This window comes from Novosphingobium sp. (assembly GCF_027486195.1).
GTDB lineage: Bacteria > Pseudomonadota > Alphaproteobacteria > Sphingomonadales > Sphingomonadaceae > Novosphingobium.
On record NZ_JAIXPP010000041.1, the window covers coordinates 24,166 to 48,704 of the forward strand.

The 24,539-nt window shown below is 65.2% G+C and carries 12 protein-coding genes and 2 tRNA genes; 8 read left to right on the top strand and 6 right to left on the bottom strand.

The window, feature by feature from the left end:
- The first annotated feature begins 21 nt into the window (after nucleotides 1–21).
- Nucleotides 22–720 (top strand): TonB C-terminal domain-containing protein, encoded by a 699-nt coding sequence (locus tag Q0071_RS08140; RefSeq protein ID WP_298167219.1) that lies wholly within the window; start codon nucleotides 22–24, stop codon nucleotides 718–720.
- Here the strand turns inward: Q0071_RS08140 and Q0071_RS08145 are convergent.
- Nucleotides 692–913, bottom strand: a complete 222-nt coding sequence (locus Q0071_RS08145; protein WP_298167221.1) for a hypothetical protein — start codon at nucleotides 911–913, stop codon at nucleotides 692–694. The two genes, Q0071_RS08140 and Q0071_RS08145, sit on opposite strands and share 29 nt — an antisense overlap.
- Here Q0071_RS08145 and Q0071_RS08150 point away from each other — a divergent pair.
- Genes Q0071_RS08150 through Q0071_RS08160 form a run of 3 tightly spaced genes read left to right on the top strand, consistent with a single transcriptional unit; the run spans nucleotide 906 to nucleotide 16,392 of the window.
- Nucleotides 906–2,624: a putative porin gene (locus Q0071_RS08150; RefSeq protein ID WP_298167223.1), complete on the top strand. Its 1,719-nt coding sequence runs from the start codon at nucleotides 906–908 to the stop codon at nucleotides 2,622–2,624. The genes Q0071_RS08145 and Q0071_RS08150 overlap by 8 nt on opposite strands.
- Nucleotides 2,624–3,100 (top strand): hypothetical protein, encoded by a 477-nt coding sequence (locus Q0071_RS08155; RefSeq protein WP_298167226.1) that lies wholly within the window; start codon nucleotides 2,624–2,626, stop codon nucleotides 3,098–3,100. The genes Q0071_RS08150 and Q0071_RS08155 overlap by 1 nt, the downstream gene beginning before the upstream one ends.
- A gap of 2 nt (nucleotides 3,101–3,102) precedes the next feature.
- Complete coding sequence (locus Q0071_RS08160; protein ID WP_298167229.1) at nucleotides 3,103–16,392, top strand: filamentous haemagglutinin family protein; 13,290 nt, start codon at nucleotides 3,103–3,105, stop codon at nucleotides 16,390–16,392.
- A 136-nt stretch (nucleotides 16,393–16,528) separates the two neighbouring features.
- On the opposite strand, the gene Q0071_RS08165 is transcribed toward Q0071_RS08160, so the two are convergent.
- The 3 genes from Q0071_RS08165 to recJ all read right to left on the bottom strand — a co-directional run bounded on the left by Q0071_RS08165 (nucleotide 16,529) and on the right by recJ (nucleotide 18,644).
- A tRNA-Glu gene (locus tag Q0071_RS08165) sits at nucleotides 16,529–16,603 on the bottom strand.
- Nucleotides 16,604–16,690: 87 nt separating this feature from the next.
- Nucleotides 16,691–16,765 (bottom strand) — tRNA-Glu (locus Q0071_RS08170).
- Between the two features lie 103 nt (nucleotides 16,766–16,868).
- Nucleotides 16,869–18,644, bottom strand: a complete 1,776-nt coding sequence (gene recJ / locus Q0071_RS08175) for a single-stranded-DNA-specific exonuclease RecJ (RefSeq protein WP_298167231.1) — start codon at nucleotides 18,642–18,644, stop codon at nucleotides 16,869–16,871.
- A gap of 219 nt (nucleotides 18,645–18,863) precedes the next feature.
- On the opposite strand from recJ, the gene Q0071_RS08180 reads away from it, so the two are divergent.
- From Q0071_RS08180 to Q0071_RS08195, 4 genes are all read left to right on the top strand, one after another.
- Nucleotides 18,864–20,156, top strand: a complete 1,293-nt coding sequence (locus Q0071_RS08180) for a hypothetical protein (protein ID WP_298167234.1) — start codon at nucleotides 18,864–18,866, stop codon at nucleotides 20,154–20,156.
- Entirely contained in the window at nucleotides 20,146–20,643 is a 498-nt protein-coding gene (locus tag Q0071_RS08185; protein ID WP_298167237.1) for an NAD(P)H-dependent oxidoreductase, read from the top strand. The genes Q0071_RS08180 and Q0071_RS08185 overlap by 11 nt, the downstream gene beginning before the upstream one ends.
- Before the next feature lie 108 nt (nucleotides 20,644–20,751).
- Nucleotides 20,752–21,489: a hypothetical protein gene (locus tag Q0071_RS08190; RefSeq protein ID WP_298167239.1), complete on the top strand. Its 738-nt coding sequence runs from the start codon at nucleotides 20,752–20,754 to the stop codon at nucleotides 21,487–21,489.
- A 124-nt stretch (nucleotides 21,490–21,613) separates the two neighbouring features.
- The gene (locus Q0071_RS08195) at nucleotides 21,614–22,090 is read left to right on the top strand and encodes an AHH domain-containing protein (protein WP_298167242.1); all 477 of its coding nucleotides are present in this window, start codon (nucleotides 21,614–21,616) and stop codon (nucleotides 22,088–22,090) included.
- On the opposite strand, the gene Q0071_RS08200 is transcribed toward Q0071_RS08195, so the two are convergent.
- Together Q0071_RS08200 and Q0071_RS08205 are read right to left on the bottom strand one after the other, a co-directional pair.
- Nucleotides 22,087–23,064 (bottom strand): nitronate monooxygenase family protein, encoded by a 978-nt coding sequence (locus Q0071_RS08200; protein WP_298167245.1) that lies wholly within the window; start codon nucleotides 23,062–23,064, stop codon nucleotides 22,087–22,089. The two genes, Q0071_RS08195 and Q0071_RS08200, sit on opposite strands and share 4 nt — an antisense overlap.
- Before the next feature lie 88 nt (nucleotides 23,065–23,152).
- Nucleotides 23,153–24,199 carry an amidohydrolase family protein gene (locus Q0071_RS08205; RefSeq protein ID WP_298167249.1) on the bottom strand — a complete coding sequence of 349 codons (1,047 nt, stop codon included), beginning with the start codon at nucleotides 24,197–24,199 and terminating at the stop codon, nucleotides 23,153–23,155.
- Nucleotides 24,200–24,539: the final 340 nt, after the last annotated feature.

Here is a 24,539-nt window from a genome sequence, read left to right on the forward strand (position 1 = left end):
GGACCCAGAGCAGACTGCGCCGTGGCCAGACAACCATCCTTTCCGGATCCTGAAGAGCAGGGGGCGCGCCGCGGACTGCTGATCGCAGTCGGCGCGGTGATGGTCATTGCCCTGCTGTGGTTTGCCTATCAGTCGCTGACCGCCACCAAAGGCGTAAAGGTCGAAGCGCCGCCACCGGCCGTCATCTCGATGCTGCCACCCCCGCCTCCGCCCCCGCCGCCGCCGCCACCGCAGCCCAAGCCGCCCGAGCCGCAGGAAAGGGCGGCACCGGTGCCAAGCGTCGAGCCGCCCAAGGCGCCCGCACCGGCCGCGGTTTCTATCAATGGCCCGGCGCAGGCCGGCGGTGATGCTTTTGGCCTGCAATCGGGCAATGGCGGCGGCATCGGCGGCGGCGGCTCCACCGGTGCCTGCGTCGGGCCCAACTGCGGCGGCAGTACGGGCATGAGCGAAGTGTTCTACCGCCGCTATCTGAGCGCCGTCCTGCAGGAGAAGGTGCAGCGCGACGACCGCGTCAACCGGCTGGTTTTCAGCGCCGATTTTGCGATCACCATTTCGCCTTCGGGCCGGGTCACTTCGGTGAGCGTGCTCAAGACAAGCGGGCGCGAGGACCGGGATGCCTCGCTCAAGGCCATCCTGCTTGCCATTTCCAATCTCGATCCGCCGCCCAGTGCGGTCCGGTTTCCGCAGCGGATCACGGTTCGAGGAAGGCGCTCGCTGTGAGCAGCGCCTGTACGCATTCCAGGGGAAGTTTGATGAGACGGTTGAGGTCTTCTTTTGCATCGGCACCGCTGCTCGCAGCGTCGATCTGCGCGGCACTGGCAGCGACGCCTGCGTATGCCGACCAGCAGGCCGGATCGGCGCTTGACGCACCGCCGGCGGCAAAGCCTGCGCCGTCGAGCAACGCGATGATCAATCTCGTCCGGCTGCTTGTCGCACAGGGCACGATCACGCGAGAGAACGGCGACAAGCTGATCGAGGAAGCGGAACGCGAAGCCGCCGAGGCGCGGCTTGCGGCGGCGCAGCCGCCGGCAGCAGCAGCAGCCCAGAGCGCAACCGGCAACCCCGCAGCGGTGGCCGCCGGGCAGTATGCAGCGGGCAATCTTCCCCCACCGGCGCAGGGCACCATCCGTGTGCCCTATATTCCGCAAGTGGTGCGCGATCAGATCCGCGACGAGCTCAGGGACGAAGTGCTGAAGCAGGCCAAGGCGCAAGGCTGGGCTTCGCCGGGCAAGGCCGCCCCGGAATGGGTGAACAACCTCAATGTCTATGGCGATATGCGCATCCGCTCGCAGTCGCACTTCTACAGCAAGGACAATTCGGACTTCGTGCCGAATTTCCAGCAGATTGTCTCGGGCGACCGCAATCAGGGCCAGGTTCCGCTCGATCTGATCAACGATCCGATCCCGCTGCTCAACACGCGGCAGAACCAGTACAACCTGCTGCGCTACCGCTTGCGGGTCGGGGTCGATTTCAAGATCGGTTCGAAGGTCAAGGTCGGGTTCATGCTCGGCGGCGGCAACGACGTTTCGCCGGTCGGCTCGAACGTCAACCTGGCGGGCAACTTCACCGATCGCAATTTCATGATCCACAAGGCCTTTATCGAGGCCAAGCCCACCGAATGGGCGACAATCACCGCCGGACGCATGGGCAATCCGTTCTGGACTACCGAGGCGCTCTTCGACAACGACCTGAGCTTCGACGGGTTTGCTGGCGCATTCCGCTTGCCCGATATGGGCGGCGCGTTCGACAGCAAGCTCGTGCTGGGAGCGTTCCCGCTCGATTTCGGCGCGCTGAACTTCCCGAATACCTCGAACGTCAAGACGGGCGTGCCGCAGCGCTGGCTGTTCTCCGCCCAGGCCGAAACCGACTTCCACCTTGGCGGCGACATTCTCGTCAGGTCGGCGGTCGGCTATCACCACTACGTCAACATGCAAGGCCGCCCTTCGGCGCCTTGCGCGCTCTATCTCGGCGTGACCGAATGTTCGACCGATGGCACGGCAGCGGGCTTCGTGCAGAAGGGCAATACGCTCTCGTTCATCCGGCGCATCGTGTTCGATCCGACCCTGCCGGCGACCGCCGTGCAGCCGCAGCCGCAGCTGCTCGGTCTGGTCCAGCCCTATCACATTCTCGACGCCATGCTTTCGGTGAAGGTGCCGATGGGCGAGAACACCGACGTCACGTTCAGCGGCGAATACATGCGCAACCTCGGCTTCAAACGCAGCAACGCGTGCCGCTACGGGATCGCCGGTCAGCCGGTCAACAATGGCGGTTCGGGTGGCAACGGCAACATCTGCGATCCGGTCGAGGCCAATCGCACGCCCTATGTCGGCGGGAATCAGGGGTTCGACCTGCAAATCGGCGCAGGCTGGGCGCATCCCAACCGCCCGGGCCAGTGGCGGGCCTATGTGGGCTATCGCTATCTTGAGACCGACGCCGTGGTCGATGCCTTCACCAACGATTACTGGCGGCTCGGCGGGACCAATACCAAGGGCTACGTCATCGGCGCCACGGTGGGTCTCTACAAGAATGTCACCTTCGGAGGGCGTTGGCTGAGCGCCAACCAGATTAGCGGCGAACCGCTGGCCATCGATGTCCTGCAACTCGATCTGAACGTGGAGTTCTGATGCGCGCCCTGCCTGTCCTGCTCGCGGTGTTGTTGGGCGCCCCTGTAGCCATGGCGCAGCCGGTCGTTCCGCCGCCACCTCCGCCTGCGCAGACTGCCGCGTCGGTGCAGTCGGGCCAGCCAGCAGCCCCGACAGCTGCCGACATCGATGCGTTGCAGCAGCGCCTGCTTGCCTCGCAGCAGGTGATCGCGACGTTGCAACGCGAACTGGCGGATGCGACGGGGCGGGCGGGTGCGCTCGAGCAGTGCCGCCTGCGCAATGGCCGGCTTGTCTCGATCGGGCGGCAGCTCATCGACGCCTATGCCAGTCGCTATGCCCAGTTGCATCGGCGCGATCCACTCCAGCTCGGTCGGCGGCGTTTCGAGTTCGAGCTGCAGGCCCTGTCTGATGCTGTCTACGACAACAAGGTCGATGTCCCGCTGCGCACCTTGCCGGGCGGAACGGCGATAACCGGCGAGCCGGAAAAGGCGAACTAACCATGGCATTTCGGCGATCAGGCGTAGGTGGGCTGCTCGGTGGGACAAGCCTAGCCGCGATCATGCTCGGGCTCTCGGCCAACCCGGCATACGCGCAGCTTGCCGCGATGCGCGCGGCGGCCGGGACTGTTGTTCCGCCGGTTGCGGTGTCGGCTGGTCAGGGTACGCCGCAACGCTCGCAGACCATGCAGGATGCGCTGGCGCGGCAGGTGCGCCTGCAATCGCGCGCGCAGGCGCTGGCTACGTATGTGACATCGGCGAAGTCCGCCGCTCTGGCCGCGATCAAGACAAAGCCGGTTGATGGCGTTGCCAATGCCGGGCTCAATCCGATCCAGGCGGTCCGCAATGCGACGATCTATGTCGCGGCCGGTGTCGATGCCTCCACCGTAAAGGGTAACAGCGCGCCGCTGTCCGTTGCAGCGGTGAATGACCTTACCGGTCAGAATACCTGGGAAGGTGCGCTGGCACCGGTCCAGAGCACGGGCAGCAATGGCAAGGTTACGGTCCGGATCGATCAGACGCAGCAGCGCGCGCTGCTTACCTGGCAGAACTTCGATGTCGGGGCGAACACCGAGCTGGTGTTCAATCAGAAGCAGGGCGGTGTCGCCCAGAAGAGCTGGAGCGTTGTCAACCGGGTGGCCAATCCGGTCGCGCCGAGCACGATCCTGGGCGCGATCAAGGCCGATGGCACCGTGCTGGTGCTCAATCGCGCGGGGGTCATGTTCGGCCCGACCGCGCAGATCAACCTGCATTCGCTGGTCGCCAGCAGCCTTGAGCTTGGCAACTTTGCCTCGTCGGTCACGACTGTCGGCGCCACTTCGTTCTTCAATCCGACGACAGTCAAGGACCGGATTACCGCCTATCTGCAGAATGGCCTGCTGGTTCAGGGTGCGCCCGGGCTCAAGGGACAGCTGCTGTCCTCGCTGCTTCCTGCCGGCAGCCAGTATGATGTCAATCAGCCGCTGCCCGTGGCGGGCGGCCTCGAAGGGGACGTCCTCGTCCACCAGGGCGCATCGATCACCTCGGACAGCGGCGGCTACATCATCCTCGCCGGCCCGACAGTGCACAACGCCGGGACGCTGACGGCCAGCGAAGGTCAGGTCAGCCTGCAGGGCGGGCGCTTCATCGGCGCGACCACCTCCACCGGTGCAACCGGTAGCGCCGACGAGAACGTGCGCGGCCTGATCCTTTCGAGCCAGATCCCCAACGTGCCGCTGCAGCCGCAGGCGCCGACCCCGGATCAGGGCGTGGTGACCAATTCCGGCCTGATCGTTTCCCGCCGGGGCTATATCTCGATGGGAACGTCGATCTATGGTCAGGTCACCAACGATGGCTTGCTGAGCGCCACGACCAGTGTTTCGCGCAACGGCAAGATCGCGCTGACGGGCGGGTCCGTCATCCTTGCCGGCAATGTCGATCCCGGCAAGGCCAGCGGGATATCGATCCTGCCGGACGACAACGGCGAAACAATTCCGCAGGGCAGCGCCAGCAGCCCGCCAGCGTTCAAGAACTCGCAGATCGTGATCGGTAACACGGTCAACTCCTATCTCAGCACCGACGGCAGCGGCGATACTGCCCTGCTGCCGACGCAGTTCGCGATGGAGCAGAACGCCTTTATCTTCGCGCCCAGCGCGAAAGTCGTGATCGGTCACGATCTTTCGCAAGGCGTCTTCGTGCCGAACCCCGGCATCACCGCATCGGTGTCGATCGCCGACGGCGCGATCATTGATGTCAGCGGCATGAAGGGGGTGGCACGCAAGGTTTCGGACAACAGCGTCAAGATCAGTCCCGCCAAGCAGAACGAACTGCGCGATACGCCAACTTACCGCTCGGTGCGCACCGATGGCGGCTTCACGCTCAACGGCGCGACGCTCTATGTCGATGCCCGCGCCTCCGGGGTGCGATCGGACGGGGTGGCCTGGGTCGGCTCGCCGCTGCTCGAAGCGGGCAGCGCCGTCAGCCAGATTGCCGTCACTGCCGCCGAACTGATGACCAAGGGCGGCAGCATCAGCATCGATGTCGGCACCGCCATCAGCACGATCAATCTGACCGCCACGCAGATCGATGCCTTGGCCAAGGTGTCGATCGCCAAGGGGGCGCTGTTCGATGTTTCGGGTGGCTGGACCACCTACTCCGCCGGGTTCGTGCAGACCACGCAGCTGCTGACCAAGGATGGCCGGGTCGTCAGCATCGATCAGGCCGATCCGAACGACGTGTTTGTTGACATCGTCGACGGGTTCACTGCGGCGCAGACCCGGCTTGGCATTTCGCAAACCTTCAGCTCCGGCTCCCTGCAGGACCAACGCTTCGAGGACGCCTACGACGAAGGTCGCGATGCCGGCGCGCTGCAGATCGGGGGATCCCTGATCGCCTTTGAAGGCACAGTGCATGGGGATGCCTTTGCCGGATCGCGGCAGCTGGCCGGGGCGATCGAACCGACAGCCAAGTCATCGATCACCGGCGATCCGCGAAAGCTGCAATATTCCAAGAACCAGCTGCCTTCGGGCGGGTTGCTGCGGATCGGCTCGTTCAGTGGCTCGTCCGGGACAGGCCTTGGCCAGGACATCGTGGTCTATCGCGGCACGAAGACGGGGCCGGCGAACCAGGCAGAGTTGCTGCTCGATGACCGGATGCTCTCGCAGGCGGGTCTTTCTGGCCTGATGCTGCAGACAAGCGGTTCGGTGACGTTCGCATCAGCTTCCGACCGGCTGCTGACGGACAGCTCGGCGCTTGCGATCACGGGCAATTCCGCGCTGACGCTGGCTGACGGCGGCATACTCGAAGTCGATGCCGGACGGGCGATCCGGTTTGGCGGCAGCGTTCGCATTGCCGGCGGGACGATCGCGGCGCGAACGTACCAGCTGAGCGACATCAGCGCGCCGGGTCTTTCCACCACAGGCAACCCGTTCCGCGACGATGACGATATCGCGATCAGTTATGCCAGCGGCGATACCCTGCCAGGTGGCCGGTTCGACGTTACGGTAAGCGGCACGCTCTCGGTCGCAGGCAAGTGGGTGAACGACTACCGCGGGGTTGCCAGCCCGCAGGGCGCTGGCTGGATCAACGGCGGCTCGATCAGCCTGACGGTCGCGCCCAAGGTGTTCGTGCCGCTGGATGGCGACATCTTCACCGCTTCGCGCGCGGCCGATCTCAGCGGCAGCATCCGGATCAAGTCCGGCGCACTGCTCGATGTCTCTGCCGGCGCCTTTGTGTCCAGTGCGCGCCAGTTCGATCTTTCGGCGAGCGGCGGCAATGTCAGCCTGATCAACGAGACGACCTACGCTGCGGTCGCGGCCGTGCAGAACAATGCCGATCTGGTCGGTAGCCAGGTGCGCGGCCAGACAGTCGCGTTCACGCCGAAGACGGCGCAGTCGACGACGATCGGCGTGCTCCCCTCGTTGGTGCCGACGAGCCAGAATGCCGAAGTGAGTTTCGCGGCCGACAGCATCCGGGGTTTCGGTTTCTCCGGCGGCGGCACGTTCAAGCTCGTTTCGCCCAATATCGCCTTTGCCGGGGCGAGCGCCAGCGCAGGCGAGGGCAACGCCACGGTCGTGCCGCTCGATTTCCTGCAGCGGACCGGCTTCGGTACGCTCGACATGACCAGCTACCGTGCACGCACGGTGCGCGATCTGTTCGACAACGGCAGCGCCCGGCTGTCGAGCTTCTTCGAAACCACGCGTTTTACGGTCGGGTCGGGCGAGACGCTTGATCTGACACAAGTCACGCTGCCTGCCATCCTTGATGCAGCGGCCCAATCGCGCTTGCTCGGCCTCGCCAGCGGCGGTGATCTGGGGACCATTCTGACCCCCGGCGTGCCCAGCGATGTCTGGTATCGCAAACCGGCAAACCTGGTCCTGCGCGGCATGACCGAGCTTGATGTCGAGGCTGGCGGCAAGATCATCGGCGCGCCGGAAGCGTCGATCGTGGCGCCAAAGCTCTACAATGCCGGGGTGATCGATCTGCCGGGGGGCAAGATCCAGCAGATCGCGACCTTGCCGCTGGCGCTTGATCAGAGCGGCACGGGGCTGTTCGATGTTGTGGGCGACACACGCGATTTCGCGGTCGTGTTCGGGGCGCAGGATGCGTCGGGACGCTACGCTGAAAGCGGCCTCAACACCGGCGGGTTCCTCAATGCCGATGGCTCGGTCAAGACCAACAATCAGTTGTTCACTACGGTGGGGGGCGAGCAGTTCTTTTATTTCCTCGGCCGTGTAGGGGCCAACGACGGCATCGTGCTGGCGGAAGGAAGCACGACCAACCTCGCCGGAACCGCGCTGTTCGATCCCGCAGCCCCGCTGCGGGCCGATGGCACGCGCTACCTCTTCGGCCGGATGATCGGCGGCGGCAGCATCACGACTGCAGCCGCGTTCCGTCCGCAAAGCGACGCGAGCCGGGCCCTGTTTCCCAATCCGTCCTATGGCTTTGTCAGCTATCCTGATCCGACGAGCACATCGTCATCGCCGCCGCCGCTGCTCGCCCAGACAGTGGCGCGCCGGTTCGTGGCGCGGCCCGGTGCGCTGCTCGACATCAGTGGTGCCAGCGCCACTTTCGATGTTCCGGTGCAGGACGGTCAGTACGCGCCCAGCCAGCAATGGAGTGATGCGGGAACCGTTGCGCTGAGGTCAGGGGGAACGCTTTCCGGCGCGACGATCAAGGCGCAAGGCGGTGCCGCTGCAGCGACAGGGGGTACGCTGGAATGGCTGCTGCCCACGCTGCGAGCGGCAGACGACGGTTCCGGCGCGGACAACGTGGCGTTTGCGGACGGCATCACGAAGGCCGGCTTCGACAGCCTCATCGCCTACGGTGGCTTGACGCTGGACGGGGTGTTCAACCTCAAGCTGGACAAGGGCCTGCTGGTCCGTTCTCCCGTTTCGCTCGACGGGACGCCGATCGGTCCGAATGCCTCTGTCACGATCTCCGCGACGCAAGGGACGAACGCGACGATCGAGGCTCCCTACATCGCCTTTGCCAGCCGTTCCGGCGCGTTGCGCAATTCTGCAGCCGCGACCGGGGATGCGACAGTCACCTTCTCGGCCGGTGCGCAGGGGATGGACTTTTTCGGAGCAACTCTGTTCGACAGTTCGATCGGCAACACCAATCTGCTCAGCCGTGCGGATGTGCGGCTTATCGGGGTGGACGACCGGACGGACTTGACGTCGGCCCCCGTCCTGAACGGAAGCCTGACCGCCGCCGGCAACCTGACGTTCGACGCGGCGCGGGTCTACGCGACGACCGGAACCGGCAACTTGCAGCGCACCCTTGAGATTGCCGCGGGTGCGAGCGACACGCGGGCACCCTTGCCCTTCCAGATCTCTGCTCTCGGCAACGGGACGATCACGTTCCTCGGCAGCCATATCGATAACCGTGCACCGTTGTCGGCAGGCTCTTTCCTGCAGATCAATGCGAAGAACATCGTCCAGAATGGCTATTTGGCTGCTCCGCTGGGCCGGATCGCCTTCGGTACATCTGAGAATCCGGTAGGGACGATCAGCTTTGGCGCCGGCAGCGTGACCCAGGTTTCGGGTGCAGGACTCAATATTCCCTACGGAACAACCACGGACCTCTCGCAGTACTTCTTCACGCCGGGTTCGGCAGCGCCGCTGACGCAGTTGCCCAGCGGGAATCTGCGGGTCAGCGCGGAAGAGATCGATTTCGCGGAAGGCGCGAAAGTTCTGGGCAGCGGCGGTGGCGATGTCTTCGCCTATGAGTTCGTGTCAGGCACGGGTGGCTCGCGCGATGTGCTGAGCCGTTTCAACACCGATGTCTTCAGCAGCAACGATTTCGACGCAGCGACCGGGCTGGGCTACCAGTATGCCGACCAGCGGCAGGTCTATGCGCTGGTTCCGAGCGAAGTTGCGGCCAAGATCGCGCTGTACGATCCGGTCTATTCGGCCGACTACGGCATCGGCAGCCCGAGCGAGCTTTATGGCACCAGCGCCGGGCTTGCCGTGACGCTGGATGGCGGCGGCGGCCTTGCGGCGGGTCAGTATGTGCTGATGCCCGCGCACTATGCCCTGCTGCCGGGTGCGTACCGGATTGTCGAGAATGTCGGTGCGGCCGCGCCGGCCAGCGGCAGCGTACAAGCCCTGCTTGACGGAAGCGTTGTGCTTGGCGGGGTCTATTCGACCGCCGGGACAAACCTGGCCTCCTCGCAGCGGCGTTCGTTCACGGTGCAATCGCAGGCAAGCTTCCTGCGCTATTCGTCGATCCGGACCACGGGCGGCACCACCACGATCCGCGACGACGCCATCAGCAGCGGACGCATCGTCCCGCGCTTGCCGCTTGATGCGGCGCGGGTCGTGCTGGATCCGCTCAAGGCGCTGCGTGTGGCGGGTGCCTTCGAGATGGCTCCGGCCGCAGGGGGCCGGGGCTCGACGGTCGATATCCTCGGTAGCTCGATCATCATCAGCAATTCGGACACGCCCCGGGCAAACGGGCTGTCGCTGTCCAACAAATCGATCGAAAATCTCAACGCCAACAGCCTGATGATCGGCGGTGAGCGGATCGAGAACACCGACGGGACGACCCGGCTCGGCATCACGGCCACTCGCATCGTCGTCACTTCCGCGGCCGATATCAAGGTGCCGGAACTGATCCTCGCGGTGGCGGGTGCGGGGTCGGCCCTCAACATCAACGACGGTGCGTCGCTGACGGCGACCGGAACCCTCGCGGACGACCGCGCGGGCAACTACCTGATTACGTCGAACGCCTCCCCATCGCCGAGCGATCCGTTCGACCAGACCGGCATCGGCTCGGTTCTGCGCTTGTCCGGCGGACCGCAACGCGCCGTTTCGCGGCTGGGATCGTTTGCGGCCAGCAACGCCGGACGCAGTTCGCTGCTGAATGTGGGCAAGGTCGCGCTCACCGGCAACAGCCTGTTGCTTGATACCAATTTCCGCTTCACGATCGACGATGCTGCGCAGCTTACAACCCCACTGATCGGGATCAGCGCCTCCAACATCGCCTTCGGCGCAGGGGGAACGATAAGCGCCACGCTGGAAAGCCAGCTGGCGAAGGCTTCGGAACTGATCCTGAGTTCTTCCGGCCCGATCTTGTTTGATGCCAATACAACCCACACCTTCAAGGGCCTGACGATCGATGCGTCCGGGATCGCGCTCTCCAATCGGACAGCGGGCACCGACACACTCACGATCAACGCTGCCGACACGCGGATTTCCAACAGCCGCCAGACTGCAAGCAACAATGCTTGCGCGCTGACGGGGCTTCTGGCCTGCGGGACGAACGGCAATGTATTCAACCTCAACGCAGCGACGCTGACGCTGGGTTCCGGCAACTTCAACACCTACAACTTTGATGGCGGCGTCAATCTCACCGCGACAAACGGCACGTATATCACTGGCAGTGGCGCGTTGCAGGCCAACGGCGCGGCACTGACGCTCAACACGCCGTTCCTGATCGACCGCGCTTCGGTGATCGATCTGAACAGCAATACCGGGGTGGCCAGCGACCGGATCACGCCGAAGGGCAACTACACCATCCCGGTCACGCCCGATTACCGGTTCGCGACCACGGGTGCCGTGAAGGTGACCTCTGCCGGAACGGTGAGCAGCACGCCCACCGGGCTGCGCGCGCCGGGCGCGCGGATCAGCTTCGGTTCGACTTCGGCACCGGTTGCCGCGATCACGATCGATGGAGCCGCGCTGACCGCGACGGCGGGCGTGCTCGATATCCAGTCCGCCGGCTCGGTGACGCTGGCCGGGGCTGCCTCGCTGGCCACGCCAGGCTTTTCGCGCAGCTTCGGTGATGCACAAAGCACCACGACGATCTCTGCCGGGGCCGGAACCATCAATCTCGTGTCGCTGACGGGCGATATCATCCTGCCCTCGACGAGCACGCTTTCCGTCGACAACGGCATCGGCAATGCTGGCCGGCTCAATCTTCTGGCCGGCCGGGGGGCAATCGCTTTCGACGCGGTGCTGAACCCGCAGGTGACGAGCGTGCGGACCGCATCGCTGGCCTTCGATTCAGGAACTTCGGCGTTCGATCTTGACCGTTTTGTCAGCACGAATGGCCTGAAGTTCCAGGGCGATCTCTCGGTCCGCTCGGGCGCGGGCAATCTGTCGCTGGGCAGTGGCCGCACCATCCGGGCAACCAGTGCCAGCCTCACGGCGGACGGCGGCTCGATCATTATCGGCGGCAAGATCGACACTTCGGGTGTCTCGGCGGCAGGTCTGACGCCCAGCCAGCTTGCGACTGCGCGGATCAGCGGCGGCGATGTCGCGCTGTGGGGCCGTGACGGCGTCAGGCTGCAGGCCGGCTCGGTGATTGACACCCATACCAGCGGTTATGCCGATACCGATCTGCGTCAGGCCAGTGCAGGCAACGTGCGCATCGGCATTGGCGATACCGGCGGCGCAATCGCGATCGATGCGGGCGCCACGATCGATCTTGGCGCGCGACGTACGCAGGCCGCGCTCGCTGCGAACACGACGGCCAACCGCCTCGTCAGGAACACAGTCAAGGACCCGCTGACGCTGGTCAACAAGGACGTCTACCAGTTTGTGGCGGCTGACAAAGGCGGCACGCTCTCGCTGCGTGCGCCGATCATCGGCAGCGGAATGGACGAGATCGATGTGCGGCTGAAGGGAACCATCGTTGGTGCCGGCGCGCAGCAGATCGAGGCTTACCGCCGCTATGATCTCGATGCCCTGTCGGGCTTGTACGACGGCGTTTCGCCCTCGAGCAATGGCGTCTTCCAGTTCCTCGATTTCACGCCGACCGGGGCGAACATCTTTAGCGATGTGTTTGTCGACGACCTGACCGGGATCCAGTCGCTTCCCTACTTCATCCAGAACTTTGCCGTCCACGCTGCCGACGGCAGCAATCTGGGCGGAATGCGGCTGCGGCCCGGTGTCGATCTGGTCTCGAGCCGTTCGATCTATACGCAGACGGCGTGGAACCTGGCGGCGGGAACGCTGGACGAAGCCGGTGCCCGCGCGGCCGGACTGCTGGTCGATCTGCCCGAACTGGGCCGGCGTGCGACCGATGCGCAGCCGTACTTTGCCCTGAAGCCAGGGTCGGAAAGCCGGATTATGTCCGACTACATCTCGTTCCTCTACCGTGTCGGCGGCAAGGCCAGCGGCGAGGCGGCCGTGGTCAATTTCAAGGCTGCCGGCAGTCTCAACATCACCCGTTCGATCAACGACGGCTTCTTCAGTTTCGCCGACAAGACCGACGCCAGCTACGTGAGCTACCAGCTTGGCGGCGGCGACCGGACGTTCAATCTCGGGCTGCTCACCTCTTGCGGCACCGCTTTCGACTGCAGCAATGTGACGAGCTATTCGGCGGTCGATTCCGGCACCGTGGCGGCAAGCGCCTCCAACACGCTGACGATCAACATATCGCGCTTCCTCACCGGCAATCAGGTCGGCGCTTCGAAGGTCCTCGCGCCCTATAATCCCTTGGCCAATTCCGCGATTGCACTCGGCAACAACTCGGACAACCTGACCGGCGACATTGGTGGCGATGTGCTGGGCTTTGCGCAGCTCTTCCCGAGATTGACCGATGGCAACGTCATTCGTTCCAGCGATTTGCGGCTCGTCGCCGGCGCTGCTGCATCGGTCAATCCGCTTCAGGTCGATCGGGCCAATGTCAGGAACCTGACGGTCGAGGGCGAGACGAGCTATCAATTGACTGCGACACAGGGGCTCGCATTCCTTGGCAATTCGATCGACCTCAAGCTGTCGGTTGCCGGGCTCAGCAATGCGGCGCTTCCGGCCTACTCGTTCGCAGATCTGCTCCGCACCAAGGATACCCGCGGCAACGTCGACGCGCTCGATGACGACTCCTATGCCTCGATAACGTGGGGCACGCTGGAAAGCGGCCAGGCTCAGGATTTCCGCGTTGCGTCGCAGGCCTTCTTCCAGTCGGGTCGTGCGCGGTTCCAGACCAACGCGCGCGGGCTCGTGACGGGTGTCGCGGCACCGCTTTCCGATATGCTTGCGTTCTTGGAGTCGATTACGCCGGACTTCCTGGCCAAGCAGCAGAGCGGCACTTCGGTCGGTTATCCCGTTGGCCGGCCGACGGCGCCCACGCCGATCAACTTCGGCGACCGGTCAGCCTTCGTCCGTTCGTTCGTCCGCACCGGCGATGGTTCCATCTCGCTTGCGGCATCGGGCAATATCGATCTGCGCAACGGCGAGACCGCAACCTATCGCAACGAGAACGGCAGGACCGTGTCGGCCGGAGCCGGCTCGCTGGTGGGCGGCACGGCCGTCTACACAGCGGGTGTGCGGGTTTCGCCCGCGACACTTTCGGCAAGGATGGTCGATACCGGGACCATCGCTGCGATCACACCGGATAGCATCTACATCAAGACGCCGGACCAGGACATCACCTTCCTGCCTTCACCCAAGGGGCTCGACGATCAGGCGGCGGTGATGGCCGACCAAGGCGGATCACTCTCGCTGTTTGCAGGCGGTTCAGTCCTGGGACGGCGGGACGAATGGTCGGAAAAGTTCCTGGGGAACGGCGCCACTGCACCGGGCAATATCGTCACCAGCTATCGCAAGTCGGCGATCGGCGATACCTCGCAGCGCTGGCGGCCGGGCGTGGTCGGCCAGGACACCGAAATCGCGATCGCACCCAAGTACTTCACCAGCGGCATCGGCGCTCTTGCTGGCGGCGATGTAAATCTTGTCACCGGGGGATCGGTCAACGACCTCACCGTGGCGCTCGACGCGGCGGTGACGACCACCACGAACACCGGCGGGATCGGTGATGTGATGCTGACGCTTGGCCACGGGGATCTTTCCGCAACGATCGGCGGCAATCTCGGCGGCGGTCAGATCGATGTTGCCTCAGGCCAGGGGCGGATCAACGTGTCGGGCAGCGTGGTCGGTTTCGGCCGCGAACCGCGATCCTCGACCGGCGAGACCACGCAATTTCTGCGCGTGCGGCTCGCCGGCGCCAATGTGGCCCTCGCCGCGCAAGGCTCGATTGCCATGGCAGGCGTCTCCGCGCTGGGTGCATCGCGCAGCGACGAGAGCGTTGATCGCTACAACGAGGCCGGGTTCTTCACGCCTTCCGCCTCGTTCAGTGCCATCGCGACCGGCGGCCTGCGCTATGTCAACAACCGCTTCGAACAGACGGTGCCCTTCCAGGTCGGCACTGGCGGCGCTGGCATTTTCGGCGGTTCGGTGTTGCCGCCCACGCTGACGCTTGCCGCACTCACCGACACGCTGGTTGCGCCGAGCGTGCCCTTGATGCTCTACCCGTCCAAAACGGGGAACTTGCAGCTGTTCAGTGCGGGCGACATTTCCTCGCTCGTGATCGCGATGAGCGATAGCGATCCATCGCTTCTGGCAGGCGCATTCTCGGCGGCCAGCTTCAGCCTGACCTCGATCAACGCCACCGGCGGCGGCATCGTCTCGGCGTCGGTCGGGCTCGGTTTCGGCATCCCCGGCATCCAGCAAACCACCAGCGAATACCTGCTGCGGCTCTATCACAACGAGCAGCTGACCCATGCCGGCGATACCGACCCGGTCCGGATCTTCGCGGGCCGGGACATCAGTCAGTCGTTGATCAACCTCCCCAAGGCGGCGCAAATCACCGCGGGTCGGGATATCACCAATCTCATCTTCACCGGCCAGAATGCCAATGCGCAGGATACCACGCTGATCAGCGCCGGGCGCGATATCACCTCCACCACGGCCACCTCGACGATCGACAACCTGCCCTACATCGTGGGCAACAACTTCGTGCTCGGGGGAATGGGCAACCTCGTGGTTCAGGCCGGACGTGACATTGGTCCGTTCATCAATTCCGCGGTCGTTGACAATGTGAGCTATGCGGGCGGCATCCAGACCGTCGGCAATTTCTTCAATCCCTGGATCGGCGAAGGCGGCGCCAATCTGGCGGTGCTGTTCGGCGTTGCCGGCGGCATCGACTATTCCGCTATGCGGGAGACCTATCTCAATCCGGCCAATGCCGACAATCTCGACAAGGCACTGTTCGTGCAGAACGCCGACAGCCTCGGCATTCGCCGCCCGGACCGGACGAAGCCGATCTACGCGCCGATCCTGGCAAAGTGGCTCAGGAGCAACGATCCGACCGGCTTTGCCGCCATTTTCGGGACGGCAGACTTTCCCGATACGACAGCGGGACAGCAGGCGCTCGCCAATGCCGCCTATCCGCAGGCCGACAAGCTCTACAGCGCGTTCACGAAGCTTGATCCGTTGCTGCAGAACCAGTTCCTGCGCACGGAAGTCCTGTTCAACGAACTGCAGCAGCCGGCGCTTCCGGACGGTCCTTCGTATCTGCAGTACTATCGCGGCTACCGCGCGATCCAGACACTGTTCCCGGTCAGCAAGGGCTACACCGACAACCTTGCCGTCTACACCACGGATGCGGCAACGGTATCGGCCGACAGCCCGCAAGGCATTCCGACGCGCAACCTGGTGGACGGCCAGCCCCAGAAGGCCGAGCTCAAGTCGACCGGCAATGCGGACTTGCGGCTTGCCACGCTGCAGACCCTGAATGGCGGCGATCTGGCGATCATCGGCCCGGGCGGCAACTTCATCGCCGGTTCGGTGGTGCGCACGTCGGAGCAGGCAGCGTCGCGCGTGACACGCTTCGGGGTCGATCAGTCCGCCAGCCTCGCCTATGGGCAGCTGACCAATCAGAACACCAATCGCATCAGCGCGATCCCGATCGGCTTCGAAGGCGTGCTCACGCTGAACGGCGGTTCCGTGAGCTCCCTCACGGACGGCAACTTCCTCGTCAACCAGAGCCGTGTGTTCACGCAGGCAGGCGGTAACATCACCATGTGGTCGTCGAACGGAGACCTCAACGCGGGGCAAGGTCCGCGCAGCGCCTCGAACTTCCCGCCGGTCACCGTGCGCTTCAATCTCGACGGCTACAGCCAGGTCGATAGCGCAGGGAGCGTATCGGGTGCGGGTATCGGTGCCTTCCAGCGCCGTCCGACAGATCCGACCTCGTCGATCATCCTGCTCGCACCGGCTGGCGAAGTCGACGCGGGTGATGCGGGCGTGCGCGCCACTGGCAACGTGCTTGTGGCGGCAGCGCGAGTCGCCAACTCCGATGGGTTCAGCGCCGGTGGCTCGATCTCGGGTGTTCCGAGCCTGGCGGCGACTCCGGCGCCCGTGGCTCCGTCCTCGGCTGCTTCAGCGGTGACGTCGCAAAGCAGCGGTTCGAACAGTGGCAGCGACACGTCGAATCGGCGCTCGATCATCTCGGTCGACGTGGTCGGCTTTGCGGGGAATGCCGCGCCTTGCGAACCAGGTTCAACCGATCCCAAGTGCAAGCCGTAGAGGGCATTCGGACCAGTCTGGGGGGCAGCCAAGCAGCTCTGGACTGGCCGGAAGATGCATCGGGCAGCCGATACGGGTTGGACCAATGCGGGGGCGGCCACGCGACGCGCGTGGACCACTGTTTGCCTGAACTGGCTGGTGACCCCTACGGGAATCGAACCCGTGTTTCAGCCGTGAGAGGGCCGCGTCCTAACCGCTAGACGAAGGGGCCTCGCCGTGAACCGGGTCGGCGGTCCCGCCCCGGTCGTATTCTTCTTGCCCGCGCCCATTGGCAGGAGTTGGGCGCCTGGCATTCAGTTGGTGACCCCTACGGGAATCGAACCCGTGTTTCAGCCGTGAAAGGGCCGCGTCCTAACCGCTAGACGAAGGGGCCACTCGCTGAGGCCGCGTGGCAGGCCCGCGCGTCTAGGACGGTGTATCGGATTGGTCAACCCCCTCCCTGTGGAGACGCAAACGCCTGTCCCAAGGGGAAGGTCTCAGTCGGCAAAGGCCGCGTCCTCGACATGGAGTTCGGCGGCAGGGCGGCTGCCCCAGTCATCGATCTTGGCACGGCCGGCAAGCCAGAACTGGCGCCCGCGCGCGCCGTGGAGGAGGACCTGGCCCATCTCGCTCTCACCCGCGCGGAAAGCCATGGCCTTGAACGAGCGGCCGTCCTGCCCGCCTGCGATCATCCGCACATGATCCGCGCCGACAATGTCGCACTTGATCAGGCGCACCGGCCCCACGGCCACGCGGGGGCCGGGCCAACCCATGCCGAACGGGCCGGCAGCCTCGAGCCGCTCGACGAGATCGGGAGTGAGACCGCCGGGCGCGAGGCTGAGATCGAGCAGCAGCGACTGGCTCTGCCGCGCTGCCGCGACATCACGGGTGAGGCGCTCGTCGAGCCAGTCGGCAAGGCGCTCGGTGCCGCCCGCGGCAACGGTCAGCCCGCAGGCCATGGCATGGCCGCCGCCCGCGATCAGCAGCCCCGCCGCCCGCGCGGCAATGATCGCCGCGCCCAGATCGACGCCGGGGATCGAGCGGCCCGAGCCTTTGCCGTTGCCTTCAGAATCGCCATCCTCGGCGATGACCAGCGTGGGCCGGCCGGTCTTTTCCTTGATGCGGCCGGCCACGATGCCGATCACCCCCGGATGCCAGCCCGCGCCGTGCACCACGACCACGCTGCGGTTGTGTTGCGCCAGAACCTGCGCTTCGGCGGCTTCCTGCACGACCTGCTCGATGGCCCGGCGCTCGTCGTTGAGTTCGGATAGGCGCGCCGCAATGGTGCGGGCTTCCTCCGCATCCGAAGTGGTCAGCAGCCGCACGCCGAGGCTCGAATCGCCGATGCGCCCCGCCGCATTGATGCGCGGACCGAGCGCGAAACCGAGATCGCTGCAAGTGGGCGCGCGGGTCAGGCGGCTGGCGTCGATCAGCGCGGCGAGGCCGACATTGGCGCGGCGCGCCATGATCTTGAGGCCCTGCGCCACGAATGCGCGGTTCACGCCCCGGATCTGCGCCACATCGGCCACCGTGCCGAGCGCGACGAGATCGAGCAGGCCCATGAGATCGGGCGCCGCCGAAGCGCCGACCAGGCCGCGCGCGCGCAAGGTTCGCAGCGTTGCGACCGCAAGGAGGAACGCAACGCCGACTGCGGCCATGTGGCCATGGCTGGCGGCCTCGTCGCTCTCGTCGAGCCGGTTGGGATTGACCAGCGCGGCGGCGGGCGGAAGCTCCGGATTGCACTTGTGGTGATCGACGATGATGACATCGACACCTTCCGCGCGCGCGGCCGAAAGGGCTTCATACGCCATCGCGCCGCAATCGACCGTGACGATGAGCTGCGCACCCTCGCGCGCCAGTTTGACGAGGCCCTCGGCCGAAGGGCCATAGCCTTCGAGCAGGCGGTCCGGGATATGGGGCCGCGCTTGAACGCCAAGGCTGGCGAGGAAGCGGATCAGCAGCGCGGCGCTGGTCGCGCCATCGACGTCATAGTCGCCATAGACCGCGATCGCCTCACCTCTGGCGATCGCATCGGCGAGGCGCACGGCAGCTGCATCCATGTCGTTGAAGATCGAAGGGTCGGGCAGGAAATCGCGCAAGGTGGGGCGGCGGTGGCGCTCCAGATCGTGGCGTTCCACGCCGCGCGCCAGGAGCAACTGATCAACAAGGCCATCGAGCTGGCCGAGAGCGCCGCCGGCAAGGTCCATATTGCCGCCGCGCCAGCGCCAGGCGAGGCCGGACAGCGAATGGGTGATGGCGGTGACCGGGATCATGCTGAAGGCGCTAACCGATCGCGGCGGCGCGGGGAAGGGCGGGGCAGATGCTGCCCACATTCCGCTGCATATCTGTGCGCCAGATCATCGCATCACCGCAGCGCGATTGACAGAAGGCCTGCGGATATGGTCGCATCAAGCAAAAGGGTAATCCGGTCGCGCCATACGAACAGGCAGAGGGGGGCACAGGCACCGCTCTTGCAAAAGGGGTTTGAGCCGATGACCAAGAGCAGCATCCGTCTTATCGTTGCCGCAGGGAGCGCGAGTGTCGTGCTCGTCGGCATCGGCGTGGCGCAGACGTCCGCACCGATCGCCCGCTATGAAATGCGCGCCGGCACCACCTCCGGCCTGATGGGCGGCATGGCGGGCATGCGTGGCGGAGGGATGGGCGCGGCGATGAGCATGGCCTTCGGCGGCGGCAATCGCAACGCACCGCAGCACGAACTGTGGCTCGATCTGGGTTCGAGCCGGGTTCCCGCCGGCGGTCCGCCCAAGGCCGACCACTTCATGCCCGCCGGTGCCAGGCTCGGGCTTTCAGTGCCGCTCAAGACACCAGTGAAGGGACCGGTCGGCCCCGAGGAACCGGTCGAGAAGCGCGACTTCAAACGGCCAAAGGGGCGCATGCTGATCTTCTGGGGCTGCGGCGAGCATGCGCCCGCCGGTCAGCCGGTGGTGATCGACTTCGCGAAGATCGCCGCAGGGCAGATGCCGCCGGGCCTGTGGACGAGCAATGTGCCGATGGAGCGCCGCGTCTCCTATTCGAGCAGCAAGACTTATGGCTCGTGGCCCAACGATGAGGGCAAGACGTCGGTCCGGACCGACAGTTCGCTGATTGGCGCGCACAAGATTGCGGGCAATTACTCGCCCGAGATGAATTTCACCCTGACCAAGGACTTCATGGGCGCGCTCAGGACTTCGAGCGCTCCGCAGCCCAGCGGGGCGACCTTGCTGCGCTGGAACGCGCTGCCCGATGCGACCGGCTATCACGCCTCGCTGATCGGTGGGAAGATGGATAAAGGCAGCGAGATGAGCGACATGGTGTGGTGGTCTTCGAGCGCGACGCGCGAGTTCGGCGGCGGGCTTTCGGACTGGCTCTCGCCTGCGACGGTGGCCAAACTGGTGGCCAGCAAGACCGTGCTGGCGCCCGCGACGACCACGTGCACTGTCCCTGCCGAGGTCAAGGCAGCCGCACCGCAGTTCCAGATGGTCACGCTCTATGCCTATGGGCCTGAGGAAAGCTTCGTCTATCCCCCGCGCCCAGCCAATCCCAAGACACCGTGGAAGCCGGAATGGACCGCCGATATCCGCCACCGTTCGATGACCGGGTTCCTGCTTGGCATGCCGGGCATGGACGAGGCCGATGCCGGCAACGGTCGCAATCAGGGCCAGCAATCGCAGCAGCAATGCCAGCCCAAGCCGAAGAAGCGCGGGCTTGGCGGGCTTGGCGGCCTGATCGGCGGCGCGCTGGGCGGCGCGGTGAGTGGTGCTGGCGGCAGCGGGGATGGCTGCTGAACCGGCCATGCTGCTGATCATCTGGCACAGCCGCACCGGCGGCGCCCGCGCCATGGCCGAGGCTGCGCTGCGGGGAGCCGCCGGCGAGGGCGATGCGCATTTGCTTCCCGCCGGGGAGGCTGACACGGAGCAGCTTCTCGCCGCGCAGGGCTATCTGTTCGTGTGCCCGGAAAACCTCGGCACGATGAGCGGGGCGATGAAGGAATTCTTCGATCGCTGCTATTATCCGATGCTCGGGCAGATAGAGGGCCGCCCCTTTGCGACGGCAATTTCGGCCGGATCGGATGGATCAGGCGCCGAGCGCCAGATCGAGCGAATCGTCACCGGCTGGCGGCTGCGCCGAATCGCCGAAGGGCTCATCGTGAACCTCGAAGCGCAGACGCCGGAGGCCATTCTTGCACCCAAGACGGTGCCTGCGGCGGCGCTGAAAAGATGCTACGATTTGGGACAGTCTTTTGCAGCCGGGTTGGCGATGGGCCTGTTCTAGGGGGCTTGCGCAGCGGATTTATCCGATTCCGTTCCGTTTTGGCTGCACGGGACTCGACGGCTGCATAACATTGGTGTCTCTGCTGATCAGAGTGAGGGAGCTTATCTGGTGGTGATCGAGCGTGCCGCAGGGCGTGAGCCTCTTGCCGCGCTGCTGTTCGGTCGGGATGACCGGCCGGCTGCGGATGCTGTCGCCGATCTTGCCGTCGGGCCCGACGGGTTCTCGATCCTCAATGCCAGGCAGGCACCACAAGGGCAGGCGGAACTGCTGCGGGACGGGTTGACCTTCGACCTTGCCGGGCTCGCCCCCGCGCCGAAGCAGGACCTACCGGCTGCGGTGCACCGCGTCGCTTTGTCCAATGATTTCAATTGCGATTCGCTGGAGGCCACATCGTTTCGGGTGGGGCCGCACCTTGCGGGTGCCGAGCATCTCCTGCCGGTGCTGCGGGTCGCGGCAGCCATCCTGCGCCACTTGACCCAGTTGAAGGGCCTGCAGGCGATCGTCTGGCGGCCTGCCCGGATCGTGATGTCGCCGGCATGGTTTGCCGAAGCGGTCGGCGTCTGGCTGGCCGGCGGTCCGTTCCCCGCTCTCGCGCTGACTGCATTGGTGCGCAATCAGAGCGGGATCGAAAGCGAAGGGTTGGGCTTTCTCACCGGCCAGGAATTTACCCTCCATGCGCGGGCAGGCGGGCCGAACCGCGAGGACAGCCGCATCGCGGTGCGCCTCACCGATTGGCTCGTCACGCATGGGCGCGTTGATGCCGCGCGCGAAGTCGTTCTCGCCGGCGTGGGGGCGGTGTGGATCGAGCCGGACGGGGGCAGCAGGCTTAACGTGGCGCCGCGTTAGGTAAAGGAAGCTTGCTGGCAGCAATTAAAGCACGCTTACGAGCGCGGCATTAATGTACCTGCGCAAACATGGGCGCATGGTTCCTGCTGGACAAAAAGCCAGGGGAAGAATCCCCTTCCGCTCGGTGAATGTACCGGGCAAATCCGGCTATTCACCCGGTCTGCAGCGCCATCACCTGCTGCCCCGCGCCCTCCTCAATCGCCGCGCGTTCAACCGCATGATCGGTGCACTCACACCCGATCGCATCGGCTTTCACGACTTTCGCGCCAACGGGCTGCTGCTGCCCGCGACCGAAAGCGGCGCGCAGCGGATCGGCCTGCCGTTACACCGCGGGCCGCACGGAACCTATTCGGAAATGGTTACCGAACGGGTCGGCCAGATCGAACTCGGCTGGAGCCGCACGCGCCAGTATGACATCGAACTGGCGAGCATGGAGGCGCTGATGCGGCTCGACCTGCTGCAACGCGCGCTGCGCCGCCGCTTATTGAGCCCGCCCAAAGGCGAGGAAATCGTGCTCAACAAGCACGATCCCGCTCTGGACTACAGCCATCTCGACCGCATGGCCGAAATGCTGTGGGAAGCGACGGAGAGCAGGCTTTAGAGGAAGGGCGCGCTGTCGGCGCTGAGGCCGGCGGCGGCCTCGCGGTACTGCGCGGTGAGCGTGGCGACACGCTCGGCCACGGTCTCGACCTTGTCGACCGCGCCGATGCCCTGGCCCGAACCCCAGATGTCCTTCCACGCCTTGGCTTCGGTGTTGCCGCCCGAGCCGAAGTTCATCGCCGAAGGATCGCTTACGGGCAAGTTATCGGGATCGAGCCCGGCCTTGACGATCGAGCCGCGCAGGTAGTTGCCGTGAACGCCGGTGAAGAGGTTCGAATAGACGATGTCCTGCGCGCGGCTGCTGACGATTTCCTGCTTGTAGCCTTCCGCCGCGCGGGCTTCCGTCGTGGCGATCCAGGCCGAGCCGATATAGGCGAAATCGGCGCCCAGCGCCTGCGCGGCGAGGATCGAGCGGCCGTGGGCGATGGCGCCCGAAAGCGCGATCAGGCCATCGAACCAGGTGCGGATTTCCTGCATCAGCGCGAACGGCGAAAGCGCGCCGGCATGGCCGCCAGCCCCTGCGGCGACGGGGATAAGCCCGTCCGCGCCCTTTTCGATGGCCTTGCGGGCGAAGCGGTCGTTGATCACGTCATGCAGCACGATGCCGCCCCAGCGGTGCGCGGCCTGGTTGATATCTTCCCGCGCGCCCAGCGAGGTGATCAGCATGGGCACCTGCCACTTTTCGCAGAGTGCCATGTCCTCATCGAGGCGGTTGTTGGTCTTGTGGACGATCTGGTTGACCGCGAAGGGTGCGGCCGGGCTTTCCGGATGATCGCGGTTGTGCGCGGCCAGCGTCTCGGTGATTTCATGCAGCCATTCGTCGAGCTGGCTGATCGGGCGCGCATTCAGGCTCGGGAAGCTGCCGATGATGCCTGCCTTGCACTGCGCGATGACGAGTTCGGGGCCGGAAATGATAAACAGGGGCGAACCGATGACGGGGAGGCGCAGGTTCTTGAACAGCGGGGGAAGCGGCATCCGTGAAGCTCCGATTTAAGCGGGCGGTTAAACCGAGGTTTAGCAGGAGAAGCGGCGCTGTCAAACGCCAGCGCCGCTCCCTTTATGGCTAGGCGGCCAGCAGGTGCTCGATGCCGTAAGTCCGCGCCGCGTTGCCGGCGAAGAGCGCGTGCTTCTCTTCCGCCGAAGCGCCATGGGCGAGGCGCTTGAAAGTGTTCCAGAGCACCGGGTAGGTCGCGCCCCAGCGGTCGACGGGGTAGTTGCTTTCGAACATCCCGCGTTCCGGCCCGAAGGCATCGATGCAGGTCTCGATATAGGGGCGCCACATCGCGGCGAGGGTTTCGGAAGCCGTGCCGGCAGCCGGGCCTTGCTCGGGCATGCCGCAGAAGGCCATGGCAAGGCCGCCCAGTTTAACCGAGACATTGGGGCACTTCGCCAGTTCGCGGATGCTCTCGCGCCAGACGTCGAAGCGTTCGTGGAGCTTGCCCTTGTAGCTCGCGGTGCCGAGCGGGGTGCCGCAGTGATCGAGCACGATCGGCTGATCGGGGAAGGCGCGGGCGAGGCTGATGACATCGGGCAGCTGCGGTTCGAGCAGCCATGCATCGAAGGTGAGGCCCATCTTGCCAAGGTGCTTGAATCCGGCGCGGAAGGCGTCGCTGTTGTAGAGACCGGCAGGCGCATGGAACGGAGGCCCGAGCACTTCGGGATCGGCATCCCAGGCTGCGGCATGGCGTATGCCCTTGAAGCGGCCGTTACCCGCAGCGACCAGCGCTTCGAGCACCGGCACAGCGCCGTCGCCCAGCGTCATGTCGGCATGGCCGATGATCGCGGCGCAGGGGCGGTAGCTGCCATAAAGTCCGCTGGCGCCCTGTGCGGCGACGCCATTGACGAATTCGACCTCGCCCACCGGCTTCATCGCCGGATCGGCCCCGCTCCGGTAGAACGCGCCGCATTCCATAAACACCGTTCCGACGATGTTGTGCCCGCTGTGCGTGTCGGCATGGAGCGTGTCGAAATTGTAGTAAGCCGCCGGAGCCAGCGTTTCGACAAAGGGATGCAGCGGAGTCGGGAACGAGGCGACCAGCGGGCGCAGATCCCACAGGTGATGGTGCGGGTCGATGATCGGCAGGTCGGGTTCGATGATCTCTTCAGGCATGGCTCTCTCTCAGGCTCGGCCTCTGACGGGCTCGCCGGGGGAGTATGCAGATGGCTGGGGGAAAGGGAAGGGGGCCAACTACCCTTCGTCATTCCCGCGAAGGCGGGAATCCAGAGCGGCAGGCGCGGCGTGGGAGGCCCTGGATTCCCGCCTTCGCGGGAATGACGAAAGTTGGGAATGGGCCGGGTGAAGTTGACACAGTTGACACTGTCCAGAGAGAAATGCGGATTCCCGGAGGTTTGGGATTTAATACACTCATTTAGAAGGGTAATCGGCGAGAATGCGTCCAACACGCCTCGCGGAATAACTGACGCGCGTGTCTGTTATGATTTTCGCGCAC